Origin of the sequence: Paenibacillus glufosinatiresistens, assembly GCF_031470375.1 — a bacterium.
Taxonomy (GTDB): Bacteria; Bacillota; Bacilli; order Paenibacillales; family Paenibacillaceae; genus Paenibacillus_AQ; species Paenibacillus_AQ glufosinatiresistens.
On record NZ_JAVFHT010000014.1, the window covers coordinates 49,312 to 63,197 of the forward strand.

The 13,886-nt window shown below is 58.4% G+C and carries 12 protein-coding genes; 3 read left to right on the plus strand and 9 right to left on the minus strand.

Translation table 11 applies throughout. The annotated features are described in order from the left end of the window. Positions 1 to 78: 78 nt before the first annotated feature. Positions 79 to 762: a potassium channel family protein gene (locus RBI05_RS14380; protein ID WP_310551618.1), complete on the minus strand. Its 684-nt coding sequence runs from the start codon at positions 760 to 762 to the stop codon at positions 79 to 81. Between the two features lie 15 nt (positions 763 to 777). Next, the gene (locus tag RBI05_RS14385; protein ID WP_310551619.1) at positions 778 to 2,136 is read right to left on the minus strand and encodes a TrkH family potassium uptake protein; all 1,359 of its coding nucleotides are present in this window, start codon (positions 2,134 to 2,136) and stop codon (positions 778 to 780) included. Positions 2,137 to 2,323: 187 nt separating this feature from the next. On the opposite strand from RBI05_RS14385, the gene RBI05_RS14390 reads away from it, so the two are divergent. After that, entirely contained in the window at positions 2,324 to 4,060 is a 1,737-nt protein-coding gene (locus RBI05_RS14390) for a CPBP family intramembrane glutamic endopeptidase (protein WP_310551620.1), read from the plus strand. Between the two features lie 117 nt (positions 4,061 to 4,177). Here RBI05_RS14390 and RBI05_RS14395 read toward each other — a convergent pair whose 3' ends face one another. From RBI05_RS14395 to RBI05_RS14415, 5 genes are all read right to left on the minus strand, one after another. Further along, entirely contained in the window at positions 4,178 to 4,732 is a 555-nt protein-coding gene (locus tag RBI05_RS14395; protein ID WP_310551621.1) for a CueP family metal-binding protein, read from the minus strand. A gap of 99 nt (positions 4,733 to 4,831) precedes the next feature. Next, positions 4,832 to 6,829, minus strand: coding sequence for an excinuclease ABC subunit UvrC (gene uvrC / locus RBI05_RS14400; protein ID WP_150456227.1), 1,998 nt, complete (start codon positions 6,827 to 6,829; stop codon positions 4,832 to 4,834). A gap of 146 nt (positions 6,830 to 6,975) precedes the next feature. Further along, positions 6,976 to 7,293 (minus strand): thioredoxin, encoded by a 318-nt coding sequence (gene trxA, locus RBI05_RS14405; RefSeq protein WP_150456228.1) that lies wholly within the window; start codon positions 7,291 to 7,293, stop codon positions 6,976 to 6,978. Between the two features lie 162 nt (positions 7,294 to 7,455). Beyond that, positions 7,456 to 8,418 (minus strand): primosomal protein DnaI, encoded by a 963-nt coding sequence (gene dnaI / locus RBI05_RS14410; RefSeq protein WP_150456229.1) that lies wholly within the window; start codon positions 8,416 to 8,418, stop codon positions 7,456 to 7,458. A 62-nt stretch (positions 8,419 to 8,480) separates the two neighbouring features. Then, positions 8,481 to 9,998 (minus strand): DnaD domain protein, encoded by a 1,518-nt coding sequence (locus RBI05_RS14415; protein ID WP_310551622.1) that lies wholly within the window; start codon positions 9,996 to 9,998, stop codon positions 8,481 to 8,483. A gap of 261 nt (positions 9,999 to 10,259) precedes the next feature. Here RBI05_RS14415 and hemQ point away from each other — a divergent pair, with 261 nt between their 5' ends. Beyond that, complete coding sequence (hemQ, locus tag RBI05_RS14420) at positions 10,260 to 11,009, plus strand: hydrogen peroxide-dependent heme synthase (protein ID WP_150456231.1); 750 nt, start codon at positions 10,260 to 10,262, stop codon at positions 11,007 to 11,009. A gap of 63 nt (positions 11,010 to 11,072) precedes the next feature. Here hemQ and RBI05_RS14425 read toward each other — a convergent pair whose 3' ends face one another. Both RBI05_RS14425 and RBI05_RS14430 read right to left on the minus strand, forming a co-directional pair. Continuing rightward, complete coding sequence (locus RBI05_RS14425; RefSeq protein WP_150456232.1) at positions 11,073 to 11,312, minus strand: hypothetical protein; 240 nt, start codon at positions 11,310 to 11,312, stop codon at positions 11,073 to 11,075. A gap of 1 nt (position 11,313) precedes the next feature. Continuing rightward, positions 11,314 to 12,507 carry an NAD(P)/FAD-dependent oxidoreductase gene (locus RBI05_RS14430; RefSeq protein WP_310551623.1) on the minus strand — a complete coding sequence of 398 codons (1,194 nt, stop codon included), beginning with the start codon at positions 12,505 to 12,507 and terminating at the stop codon, positions 11,314 to 11,316. 301 nt (positions 12,508 to 12,808) lie between these two features. On the opposite strand from RBI05_RS14430, the gene RBI05_RS14435 reads away from it, so the two are divergent. Continuing rightward, positions 12,809 to 13,810, plus strand: coding sequence for an NAD(P)/FAD-dependent oxidoreductase (locus tag RBI05_RS14435; RefSeq protein ID WP_310551624.1), 1,002 nt, complete (start codon positions 12,809 to 12,811; stop codon positions 13,808 to 13,810). Positions 13,811 to 13,886 lie beyond the last annotated feature (76 nt).

Consider the following 13,886-nt stretch of genomic DNA (forward strand, 5'->3'; position numbering starts at 1 on the left):
AGCTGCAGGCCCTGGGCCTCAGCTCTTTCTGTGTCATCCGCCGACCGGCGGCGGTACCTCTGCGGGAGGTTCGCCCGCTTATTCGTCGCTCTCAATCGCTTCCTGCTCAAACCGGTTGATGCTCTCGTTGGTCCCGATCACGACCATAATATCGCCTTCGTACAGATAGTCGTGGGCCGTCGGGGCCACGATGACGCCTTCCTCCCTGCCTTCGCCCCGCTTCAGGGCGATGATGCTGCAGCCGTAGCGGGCCCGGGTATTGATCTGGGCCAGGCTTTTGCCGTCCATGCAGGCAGGCACCGTCAGCTCCACGATCCGGTAATCCTTCGATAATTCAATGTAATCCAGCAGGTTCGGCGTGACCAATTGATGCGCCACCCGGATGCCCATATCCCGCTCGGGAAAAATCACCCGGTCCACATCCAGCCGCTCCAGGGCCCGGCCGTGCAGGATCGAAATCGCCTTGGCGACCACCTGCTTCACGCCGAGTTCCTTCAATAGAATCGCGGCCAGAATGCTCCGCTCCATATTGTCGCCGATGGCGACGATGCCGCAGTCGAAATTGCGGATGCCGAGGGAACGCATGACGCTCTCGTCGGTCGCATCGGCCATCACGGCATGCGTCAGCAGATCGGACATCTCCTCCACGCGCTCTTCGATATGATCGATCCCGAGCACCTCGTATCCCATCTCCATCAGCGTCAGAGCCAGGCTGGCTCCGAACCGGCCCAGGCCGATTACGACAAATTGCTGCGCTCTCATCTTGTCATGTTCTCCTTATCCAATGATGATTTTGCCTTCGGGATGCCGGTACAGCTCTCTGCCCCTGCGCGGTCCGACCGCATAGGCCAAAGTGAGAATTCCGAGCCTGCCCGCGAACATCGTGAGACTGATCAACACCTTGCCGGGCACGGACAGCTCGGGAGTAAGCCCCATACTGAGACCTACGGTGGCAAAAGCGGAGGTGGCTTCGAACAGCACCGTGAGAAACGGTGCGTCTTCGGTCGTGGACAGCCCCATCGATACGCCGACGATCAGCAGCAGCGCCACCACGGTTACAGTGAGCGCCTTCGATACCCGCTCCGGGTGAAGCCGGTAGCGGAACATGACGATGTCCTCGCGGCCGCGCAGCATCGCGATCACGGCGCCGACCATCAGCGCGAACGTCGTGGTCTTGATCCCGCCGCCGGTCGATCCCGGCGAAGCGCCGATGAACATCAGGATCACGATGAAGAACTGTGTGGCCTGTCTCAGCCCTGTGATGTCCACCGTGTTGGCTCCGGCCGTCCGCGGCGAGACGGACTGGAAGAGAGCCCCCCAAATCTGCCCTCCGGTATTCAGGGAACCGAGCGTGCGCGGATTCGTATATTCAAACAACAGGATCACCAGCGCGCCTATTCCGATCAGCACGCCGGTCATCGACAGCGCCACCTTGGCGTGCAGCGAGAGTCTGCGGGTGCGCCGGAATTCGAACAGCTCCGACAGAACGATGAAGCCGATGCCGCCGGTCACAATCAGAAGCATGACCGTCAGGTTCACCACCGGATCGGCCACGTATCCGGTCAGGCTGCGATAGTGGCCGAACAGATCGAAGCCGGCGTTGTTGAACATCGAGACGCTGTGAAATACGCCGAAATAGACGGCGCGCCCCGCCGGCATGTCCGACGACCAGCGCAGCGCCAGCAGCACGGCGCCCACCGCCTCGATCCCCAGCGCGAAGACCAGAACCCGGCGGATCAGCCGGACGATGCCTTCCATCGAGCCCTGGTTCATGGCTTCCTGGAGCAGCAGGCGCTCGCGCAGCGATATCCGCCGCCGAAGCACAAAGGCGATCAGCGTCGCCATCGTCATGAAGCCCAGACCGCCGATCTGGATCAGCGCCAGAATGACCACCTCTCCGAATATGGTGAAGGTTGTAGCCGTATCATGCACGACGAGACCGGTCACACAGGTTGCGGAGGTGGCGGTGAAGAGCGCATCCACGAACGGCAGGGAACCGGGAGCTGCGGTAGCGCCGGGCAGCATCAGCAGCCCGGTTCCCAGCAGAATGATGACGGCGAAGCCGATCACCAGAATCTGCGGCGGCGACAGCTTCAGCCAGCGCAGACGGGGCGGGGCAACAAGCGGTCCAGCCAATAAAATTCACCTCATCAGATCCGTAATGGGGACATACAATGATTTTATGCTACAGGCTATGTTATCAAAATCATGCCAGCATTTCACGTTTTTTCTGAATGGCCGTATTCGTGACCATCCCGCTTGGCTAGCCGCCCGGCGTATGATATGGTACAGAAAGTGAATTTACAATTACAGGAGGCGCTCCATGAATTCAGTCGGTCAGCCGCTCCAACAGCGGCCCATCAATCGGAGGCTGCTGACGGCCGCCATCGTCGGCTTGCTTATTTTTATCGGCTTCAACTGGGTCCCGTCCTGGTATCAATCGGTCTCGGATGAACCTTCGGGCGCGGTCATCAGCCGGGACACCGCGGCAGAACGGGCTTCCGCCTTCGCCGAAGCCAGACTTGGCTATACGCCCGCACCGGGCGACACCTGGTCCGTTCTGTATGAGTCCGACTCCAAATTCTACGGCTACCTGTCGCGCAAGAATTTGACGGAACGCTATATGGATCGGAATCTCGACGAGAAATATCCGTACGACTACTACCGGGCGACGCTCATTCCGTCGGACACGGACGATGAATCGGTGGCGGTCTTCCTGAATATGTACACCGGGGATGTCGTCGGCTTCAATCATACCCTTCAGCGGACCGACAGCGAAGCGGCGAACCGGCAGACGCTGGCGAGCAAGTCGGACACGCTCTCCGAGCCGCAGATGCGGGAACTGGCAGAGCCTTGGCTGAAGCTGTGGGGAGCCAACCTGGACAATCTGACTTACAGCGCCGGCTCCGACCTGGTTGTAACGGATAAATCGGTCGCCGTCGGCGAAGCTTCACTGCAATACCGGTTCGGCTTTGAGGGCGAGCAGGTGAATGCACTGACAACCCGCTTTACCGTTCCGCAGTGGCACACCGACTATATGGACAGCCAGAAGAGAACAGCCACTCTGCTGACCATGCTGGGATATGGACTGCCCACTCTGATTCTGGGCATTCTGGCGCTGATCTACAGCATTCTGCGCCGGCATCATACGTCTTTCAAACGTGGACTGTTCCTGAGCCTCTTCTATTTCGCCGTCATGATGTCCACGACCTATAATGTATATGCGAGCCCCGAGCAGGCCCTGAACGATTCCAGGGTTACGAATATCATCCTGTTCATCGTCTATACCTTGTACAGTCTGCTCATGTCGGTCCTGCTCTATTTCTCGCTTGTCGGCGGCGACGGCCTGTGGCGCAAGGAAGGCGTCAATGCCTGGCCGCGTGCGCGCGAGCAGGGCTATGGCCGCTATGTGCTGGACAGTGTCTATACCGGCTATCTCTGGGCCTTCGTTCTGCTCGGCGTCCAGACGCTGATCTTCATCGTCCTGCAAAATGTGCTGGGCAGCTGGTACACGACCGACGCGTCGCAGTCGACCTACAATATGAAATATGCCTGGCTGCTGCCCTTAACCGCCTGGCTTGCCGGGCTGTCGGAAGAAGCGCTGTACCGGTTCTTCGGCATCCGGATGCTGAGCAAAGTCGTGCGCAGCACCGTGCTGGCCAGTCTGATTACGACATTGGTGTGGGCGTTCGGCCACACGCTCTACCCGATCTATCCGGTCAGCTCCCGTCCGATTGAACTGACGGTAATCGGCCTGCTCTTCAGCTTCATCTTCCTGCGTTACGGCTTTATCGCCGTCATGTTCAGCCATGTCATCTTTGACAGCATCCTGATGGGCAGCTCCCTCATCTTCATGAAGGATGCCGTGAATATCGGCTCGGGCATCGTGTCGATGATTCTGCCGCTGATCATCGGCTACCTGGTCTACCGCTTCAACCCGCCCGGGCGGGAGAGAACGGTCAGACCTTGGGACTCTCCCGCTCCGGAGCTTGGTCCCATCGGCGGCGCGCCCGCCGGAGAGAACGGCGGACGCGGCGAAGGACCGGACACGATCCGCTAACGGCGAGCCAGACTTCATGACCGCCGAATTCCATACCGAACAGGCCAGTTCCGAGCATTCGGAACTGGCCTGTTCAATTTGTGTTGTGGGGAGCGGGCAAGCCGCAGCTGAACGGCTCTACTTCAGCTGCATCGTCGTTACGCAGGTATCATCGCTCTCGAAGGTGGACAGGTCCGATTCGGCCACCCGTCCATTCTGCTCAAGCTTGACGTGATAGCGTCCCTCCCGGGGCAGCCACAGGTCGAGGAACCCGTTCGCATAAGAGGTCATCTCCCGGTCCACCACGGTGCGGCCGGAATGATCCGTAATCTTCACTTGAAAGGACTGATCGGCCATTTCGCCCTGGCAGCCGGTCAGGTTATGGGTGGCGCACGGATGGGTCTCCTTCAGATACGGAGCAATGGACAGGAAGAACTCGTCGCCCGGAAGCCGGTAGGCTACACGGCTCCGATCCGCCTGTGTCACCACCAGCTTCGTGGAGGAGATGGAGGCGGACTCCGCCTTCATCTCTCCGGTGCTGTAACTCTGCACGAGTTCCTTGATGTCCACACCGGCCGGAAGCACACCGGCCTCTTCGCTCTTGCCCGGCTGCTGGCCGCCCGCGGACCAGAAATAGGCGGCGGCCCCGACGGCAATTACAGCAGCAGCCATCGGGATGATTCGTTTATTCATCGGATACATTCCTCCGTTTCACTTGTCCCTTCTGTCCAAGTGTAGCACAGGCGGAGGCGCGGAGAAGCGGCAGATTTTAACAGTTTCTTGTAGCTCTGCCTATACCGTCTCTTCATCCTTGAGGGCGTCCAGAATCTGACGGGCCAGCTTGTCGCCGATCGACAGCGGCCGGAAGTCCTCGACGGAGGCTTCCCGAATCTTCTTCAACGAGCCAAAATGCTTCAGCAGCAGCTTGCGGCGTTTCTCGCCGATTCCCGGAATGGCATCCAGCCGGGAAGTGACCATGGACTTGCCCCGCTGCTCGCGGTGGAAGGTGATCGCGAAGCGGTGCACCTCATCCTGGATGCGCTGGAGCAGATAGAACTCCTCGCTGTCCCGGGCAAGCCGGACCGGCTCAGGCGGATCGCCGACGAGCAGCTGCGCGGTCTTGTGCTTGACGTCCTTCACGAGCCCGCATACCGGAATGAACAAGCCCAGCTCGTTCTCCAGGATATCGACCGCCGCCGAGATCTGGCCGCGCCCGCCGTCCACGACAATCAGGTCCGGCTGCGGCAGATTCTCCTTGAGCACCCGCTCATACCGGCGGCGAATGACCTCCCGCATCGTCTCGTAGTCATCGGGACCCTGTACGGTGCGGACTTTGTATTTCCGATATTCCTTCTTGGCCGGCTTGCCGTCGATGAAAACGACCATCGCCGACACCGGATTCGCCCCCTGGATGTTCGAGTTGTCGAACGCCTCGATCCGGCTGAGCCGCTCCAGCCCGAGACTCCCGGCCAGGCCGGCGGCCGCGCCCGACGTCCGCTCTTCGTCGCGCTCGATGAGCCGGAACTTCTCGTCCAGCGCCACCCGGCTGTTCTCGCAGGCCATGCGGACCATCTTCGTCTTCAGTCCGCGGCGCGGCACCAGCACCTTGACGCCCAGCCACTGCTGCAGGGCGGCCGCTGCGCCGGCGGGGTCGACCACGCCGGCTGCGGCCGAGCGCGCCGCTTCGGCTGCGGCGGCGGACTCCCCGGCGGCTTCCTCTGCGCCGCCGTCCGCTTCGGCGTCTTCATCCGCCGAAGCCGCTCCCTGGCCGGAGCTCTCTTCCGCTCCGGCCGAACCCGGCCCTTCCGCCGTCTCCGGCGGAAGCACGGAAGCCGCGTCCTCCAGACGGAGGACGTCCGGCAGCAGAATCTCCTGCGGCAGGGCCGGGTTGTCGCTGTAATATTGAGTGACGTAGGACATGAAGTCACTGTAGGCTTCGCCATAGAACGGGAAGCTGGAGGCGTGCCGTTGGATCATTTTCCCCTGGCGCATGTACAGAATCTGCACACACATCCAGCCCTTGTCGACCGCATAGCCGAAGACGTCCCGGTCCTTCGTATCGGCGGTATTGATATTCTGCTTCTCCATCAGAGCGTCAATGTGCATGATCTGGTCGCGCAGTTCCTTCGCCCGTTCGAAATACAATTCCTCGGCCGCCTCCTGCATCTTCTGTTGGAGGTCCTTCTTGACCGCCTCATGCCCGCCGCCTAGAAAGGCCGCGATGCTCTGCGTGATCTCATCGTACTCGGATTTAGCCACCTCTTTCTCGCACGGCGCCAGACACTGGCCCATATGATAATAGAGACAGACTTCCTTGGGCATCGCATTGCACTTGCGCAGCGGGTACATCCGGTCCAGCAGCTTCTTGGTCTGATGGGCGGCATAGGCATTCGGATAAGGGCCGAAATATTTAGCTTTATCTTTAAGCACCCGGCGGGTCACTTCGAGCCGCGGATGGCGTTCGTTCGTAATTTTCAGATAAGGAAAGGTCTTGTCGTCCTTGAGCTGGACATTATAGCGCGGCATATGCAGCTTGATGAGATTGCACTCCAGAATGAGCGCTTCCATGTTGCTGCCGGTGACGATGTATTCAAAATCGCGGATGTCCGCGACGAGCCGCTGGGTCTTGCCGTTATGGCTGCCCGTAAAATACGAACGGACCCGGTTCTTCAGAATTTTGGCCTTGCCTACATAGATAATGGTGCCTTCGTCGTTCTTCATCAGATAGCATCCCGGGAGATCCGGCAAAAGCGCCAGCTTGCTCCGGATATTGTCCATGTAATCCGCCATGCTGCGTCCCTCCTGTATCGCGTTAGAAGAGCGCATCTTCCAACCGCTGCCTTGTCGCCTATAGCGCACAAAGCGCCTCCGGTTGGAGAACCGAAGGCGCCGCTGCCTGAGCGAAGATGTTCAGGCTTCTACATGCAGATTCAGACTTATTGGTGTTTCGCGACGATATTCTTCAGGGATTCCTTCGAGTTCAGGCCAACAACTTTGTCGACCGGCTGGCCGTCCTTGAAGAAGATCAGCGTTGGAATGCTCATGACGCCGAAGCGGGAAGCCGTCTCCGGGTTCTCGTCTACATTCAGCTTGGCAATCTTCACGCTGTCGCCCAGTTCGCTGGACAGTTCGTCCAGAATAGGAGCCAACATTTTGCAAGGGCCGCACCAAGGCGCCCAGAAATCTACAACGACGGTACCTTGACCAGCCACTTCGTTGTTGAAGGATTGGTCGGATACGTTAACAATAGCCATATTCAAGCTCCTCCTTATAGTTCAAGTATGCAAAGATGCATGTAATAGGATAACCAGAATCCTTAATGCCGACACGGATTAAGTATAACATATCTGATCCCGATATGTGAAACCTCACAGTGTGAACCTCGCCATCCGTCCTGCCGGAGAGGTTCCCGCTGCCTAGGAAGAATGCTGGCCCCGCTGGTTCTCGCCATAGAGCGGAACCGCCTCGACGAACGGGCGAATCCGGTCCATCAGCCGTTGGCCCTTATAGAGCTCTTCGCCGTCCTTGCTCGTGAAGCTCAGATGCTTCTCCAGTTCAGGCAGCGGATAATTGCTCGTATAGAAGGTCGGCTTCCGGTTCATCCGATAATTCAGGATCGCGCCGAGAATGTGATCGCGGACCCAGGGGTTCAGGTTCTCGGCTCCGATATCGTCGAAGATCAGCAGGTCGCAGTTCTTCATCGCATCGACCGTCTCCTTCAGCCGCGCGCCGTCCTGCATCATCGTCTTGAGCTCCTCCACAAAATCCGGCATATAGACAATGACGCCCGAATGGCCGGCCACGGCCAGCTCGTGCAGCAGATAGCACATCAGGAAGGTCTTGCCCGTGCCGAACGCGCCGTGCAGATAGATCCCCCGGGGTCCCAGCCCGTTCTCGCGCACATGGGCAATATAATTGAAGAGCTTGTTCACCGCGGACATGCGCCGCGGGTCCTTGCCCATGATCTCGATCTCGTCGTACCCTTCGCTTAAAGCCCGCTCGTCCACATAGAAGCTCGTAATCCGCTTGCGGATGCGGTCCTGCGCGTCCTTCGCCAGCTGCAGCTCGCACGGCTTCTTCCGTTCGTACAGCTCGGGCTGGCCTCCGGGCGCGGTCTCCACCGACAGCTTGCTGTAGTGGCCCGGAAAATCATTCGGACAGTTCGCAAGCCCCGGGCAATTCGCACAGTGCTTGCTCTCTTCCACGTATTGATACAGCCGGCTTAAGTGCAGCCGCAGCCGCGACGCTTCCAGCTCCGGGTGCTCCTCCAGCAGCTCCCGCACCAGCGGGTGCCCGAGGAGCTCCTGCTCCAGCCGGACCGACCGCTGACGCAGATCGGGGGTGCTCATGCTCCGCAGCACCTCGCTCATCGACTCCATAAATCCACCTCTATTTCAAAATGGCGCTTCGGCCATGATTGATTCTTCTCTCGTCGGGCGCATCAAGGGGTCTTGAGCGCCCCTTTCTTCTTGCGGGCTTTGATCTCCGCCGCCTTCTTCATCATCTCCGCGAATTCCTCTTCGGATACCGCTCCGGCCGTGCCGTCATCGGCAGCCATGGCGATCTCCGGCTTGCCCGGACGGGCGCCGCCCTTCGCATAGGAGGACCGGGACTGGCGTCCGGCCGTCCCACCCTTGGCCTTGCCCTTCACCTTGGATTGGTCGCGGATATACTGAACCGCCTTCTCATACGTATTGACCTGCTTCATCAGCATGTTGGAGGCGATCGCCTCTACAAAATTATAATTCAGGCGCTGCTCCCCGTCTGCCGCCAGCATCGTCATCAGATAATGAATCAGTACATTGATGACTTCCGCCGGCATCCTGTAGCTGTGCTCCATCTTCTCGAACGTATTCATCAGACCGCCCGGCACTGCTCCCGGAAAGAACGTCTGCAGGAGCCGCGTATACGGCTCGTTGCGAAGCATCATATTATATTGATGAACATCGCACTTTGTCCGGAACTGCGGCGGCACCTCGACATAGTACTCCATCTCCACGGCCTGTTCCTGCTGGACGACCGGTTCCTCCGCGCGGAGCGCGACTACCTTGGCCGCCGCGATCTCCCGCTGCTCCTGCCGTTTCATTGTCTGGCGAAAATGCTGGCTCGCCCGGTGCTGCAGCTCGTCGAGCAGCAGCTCCCCGTCCGGCGCGAACACGCCGTCCTCGTCCAGCAGCCGGCACACGTCCTGGGAACCGAGCTGGTATTTATGGGCCACATAATTGACCGCGCCCAAGGCATTATAATCAAAGCGAAGCCGCTCGACATGCCCGCGGTTAACCGATTCCCGGGGAAAGCGCAGAATAATATCGCTGTATCCGATGGCATGCTTGCCCTCTTCTGCGGGCTGGGGTACCCGGACCGAAGCCACTTCCGTGAGCGCCTGCTCCAGCTCATAGTCGATGACATGCGTGTTCAGCTCAAAAATATCGTAGAACGGCCGCGAAATGTTCTCCTTGCTGATCCCCGAGCGGCTCCACTCCTCCGGAGGCCGGCTCCAGAACTGTTCGCGCAGCGCGAGCACGGCGAATTTCCCGATCCGGTCGCGCAGCAGCAGCGTCAAATGCTGGGTCGCAAAGAAATCCGGCGGCGACAGCGGAGGGAGCAGCTCGTATTCATACATATAATCATCCGTCTCCGGGATATATATCCGGCTCGTCTGCAGCAGGCCGACGGCCTCCAGGCGCGAGGCCTGGTCAATCAGCGTCCGCCGGCCTTTCTCGTTCGGCTCGATGCCGAGCGTCAGAAAGAGCCGCCGCTGCGGCTCCGGCGAGGAATGGCCGATGCATTCGGCCGGCACATGGCCGAACAGCAGCCGGTAGAGCGAAATCGCCAGCGCCCCGGCCATCGGCTGATAGACCGTGCTGAGCATGCGCTCGTCCACAGTGCTGAGCCCGAATTCGCGGGACACGCAGTATCGGTGATGCTCGGTGAAATGGTGAATTTGACTGATCTGCATCGAATATGCGAGCCCCCTTCGGTGTTGGAATGAGATCAACCCAGTAGATTTCTATTCTAACATAAATCGACTGTCAGGAAATGTGGAATAAAGCCCAATTCCGGCGGTTAATCCCGAAGGATCGCCGCAGCGCTCCGGCGTTCTCGTTCTTTTCCTGAACCGGATTTCCATGAACAGAATGTGACCGGGTTTGCTCTGGAAGCTTTCGTTGCGCTACAATGAGGCAGTAACGGCTTACCAAGAATTCGAGGAGTGATACACATGAGTGAAGCCGCTTTGACGCTGGAAGGATGGTATGCGCTCCATGACTTCCGCTCGCTGGATTGGACCGCCTGGACGGCGGCCGACGACGAGGAACGCGCTGTGGCTCTGGAAGAATTGAATGCGTTTATCGGAGAATGGGCCGGGGTCGAGGAAGCCAAGACCGGCAGTTCCGCTCTCTATTCGATTGTCGGCCAGAAGGCCGATTTGGTTATGATGCATCTGCGCGAGAGTCTGGAGGAGCTGAACCGGCTGGAGACCGCCTTCAACAAGACCGCCTTCGCCGCCTTCACAACCAAAGCCTACTCGTACGTCAGCATCGTTGAACTGAGCAATTACAACAGCGGCGAGGGCGGCGGCGATCCGATGGCGAATCCGCATGTGGCAGCCCGCCTGAAGCCGATCCTGCCAAAGGCAGCCCATATCTGCTTCTACCCGATGAACAAGAAGCGCGAGCTTGCCGACAACTGGTACATGCTCGACATGGAGAAGCGCAAAGAGCTGATGTACTCGCACGGTCTGATCGGCCGCGGCTATGCCGGCAAGGTGAAGCAGATCATTACCGGTTCCGTCGGCTTCGATGACTGGGAATGGGGCGTGACGCTGTTCGCCGAAGATGCGCTCCAGTTCAAGAAGCTGGTGTACGAGATGCGGTTCGACGAAGTCAGCGCGCGTTACGGGGAATTCGGCCCCTTCTATGTCGGCAATCTGCTGACGCCCGAGTCGTTCGACGAAATGCTGAAGGTGTAATCCAAAAAAGGTGTGTTCCCAAGCGCTGCTGCGCCGCGGAACACACCTTTTCTTCTTCGTCCCTTAATCCTCTTCTTCAAGCGTCTTCAGAAACTCTTCGGTCGCCCGGTCCCGTGCCCGGCTCTTGTCCTTCAGCCGCTCGATGGCCGGCTGAATGAGAAGGTCGATCTCCTTCTGTACGGTGTAGGCCAGATCATGGCGGCCCTGATCCTCCAGATAGGAGCCGGCCTCGATGAGGCCGTTATAACGGTCCAGCTCCTCCCGCGTCAGCAGCCCGCGCACCTGAACGCTGCAGTGGCGCATCCTACAGGAATCTGCCTTTCTTCAAGACCAGCGGAATGCCGCCGATCGTGAACAGGTAGCGGATATCGACAACCTTCTTGAGCTGGGCCGCCGTCCAGCCCTTCAGCTTCTTGTTGCCGACGACGGCAATGCCCTGTCCTTTGCCGAGGGATGCCACGGTTCCCTTGTTGCTGAAGACGAACTTCTTCGGCTGCTGGCCGCGGATCGCAGCCACCAGATTGTTCGCGCAGCACTCGCCCTGCTGCATTGCAATCTGGGCCGTCGGCGGATATGGCCGGCCTTCCGGATTGATGACCAGCGAACCGTCTCCAATAATGAAGGTATTCTCATAGCCCGGGGCACGCAGGAACTCATCCACCTTGACACGGCCGCGCATCGCTTCAAAGCCGGCGGATTCAATCAGACGGTTACCGCGGATGCCGCCTGTCCAGACCACGGTCGAAGCTTTGATCTCTTCGCCCGTAGCGAGAATGACTCCGCCGGGCAGGCATTCCTTGATGGCAACGCCGATCTTGAAGGTTACGCCTTTCTTCGTCAGCACGTTCATGGCGTATTCGACCAGCTCCGGCGCGAAGCCCGGAAGGGCCGTGGGAGCCGCTTCGACGTTATAGATGTTGACGAGGCTCGGGTCCACATCATATTCCTTGCACAGGCCCGGAATCCGGTCGGCCAGCTCGGCCACGAACTCGATGCCGCTGAAGCCGGCTCCGCCGACGACAAAATTGATGTGCTCCTGCGCGTTGTTCTCATTCTTGTACTTCGCGAACTGATACTCGATATGCTCCCGGATCAGCCGGACGGAGTTGATGCTGCGGATCGTCAGGGCGTACTGGTCCATGCCCGGAATACCAAAGGTCTCCGGCTCGCCGCCCAGGGCGATAACCAGATAGTCGTAGGACAGCGTGCCGTCCTCCAGAATGACTTTCTTCTGCTGCGTGCGGATCTCCTGAACCGACGATTTGACAAGATCAATCTTGAACTCGTCGATCAGCTTCGAGATCGGAACGCGCGAATGCTCAATGCTGTCGGTTCCGGCAGCCGGCATATGTAGATGCGTCGTAAAATAGTGATACTCATGGCGGTTAACCAGCGTCACATCCGCCTCATTATAATTCAGCGCCTTTTGCAAGCGCTGAGCTGTCAATATACCTCCGTAACCCGCTCCGAGAATTACGATTTTGGGAATGCTGCTCATGGTCCGACTCCTTCCAAATAGATCATTTTCGATCATTCTGTCTATAACTTTTAGTTTGTCCAGATCTGTTTTGTGAATTTAAACACATAAATTCAGAATAAATTCCAATAAAACCTGAAACATTACGAAAAATATCATATCTATTGTAAACCTTCAACTACTATTAATCAAATAGATATCCCCACAAAGATTATAGGAAAAATCTCCGAGCGCCACTTTGCAGCCTGCATCCAGTATGTTTATAATGGGGGGTAGACCAATATGGCAATTTGAATATATCAACTCGGAGGTGTAGTTTCCTGTGACATCCCAGCTATCCGGCGCCCCCATGAGCGACCTGCTCATCATCGGCGGCGGCCCTGCGGGCATGTTCGCCGCGTTCTACGGCGGCATGCGCCAGGCATCCGTTACCTTAATTGAAAGCATGCCTCAACTGGGCGGCCAGCTTGCCGCTCTGTATCCCGAGAAATACATTTACGACGTCGCCGGATTTCCGAAGGTGAGTGCCCAGGAACTCGTCGATAATCTGACCCGCCAGATGAATCTGTTCCAGACGGATGTGCGCCTGGAGGAGAAGGTTCTCTCCGTCGTCAAGCAGGACGAGCGCCACTTCGTCGTTACGACCGACAAGGCGGAATACCACAGCCAAGCGGTCATCATTACTGCCGGCGTAGGCGCATTCGAGCCTCGCCGCCTGGAGCTTCCCGAAGCGGCTCGCTTCGAGAAGGCCAACCTGCATTACTTTGTCAGCGACCTGACTGCATTCGCAGGCAAGAAAGTCCTCATCAGCGGCGGCGGCGACTCCGCCGTGGACTGGGCGCTTATGCTGGAGTCGGTTGCCGAATCGGTTACACTGATTCACCGCAGAGACAAATTCCGCGCCCACGAGCACAGCGTGGAGAACCTCATGAAGTCCACCGTGCAGGTTATTACTCCAACCGAGATTACGGCGCTCCACGGGGAAGAGTTCATTACCGGCGTCACGCTCTCCGACGTGAAGACCAAGGAGACCCGCGAGATTGAAGTGGACAGCGTCATCGTCAACTTCGGGTTCGTCTCTTCTCTGGGACCGATATCCGAATGGGGCATCGGGATCGAGAACAACTCCATTGTGGTCGACTCTCGGATGGAGACCAACATCCCCGGTATCTTCGCCGCCGGCGACATCTCCACTTATCCCGGCAAGCTGAAGCTGATCGCCGTCGGTTTCGGCGAAGCTCCGACCGCTGTCAACAATGCCAAAGTATATATTGATCCGGACGCGAAGCTGTCCCCCGGGCACAGCAGCAACATGAAGCTGTAGAGCCGGACAGCGCCGATCCAAACAAAAGGGTATCCGTTAAGGATACCCTATTTTGCCATACTGCGGTTATATTTAT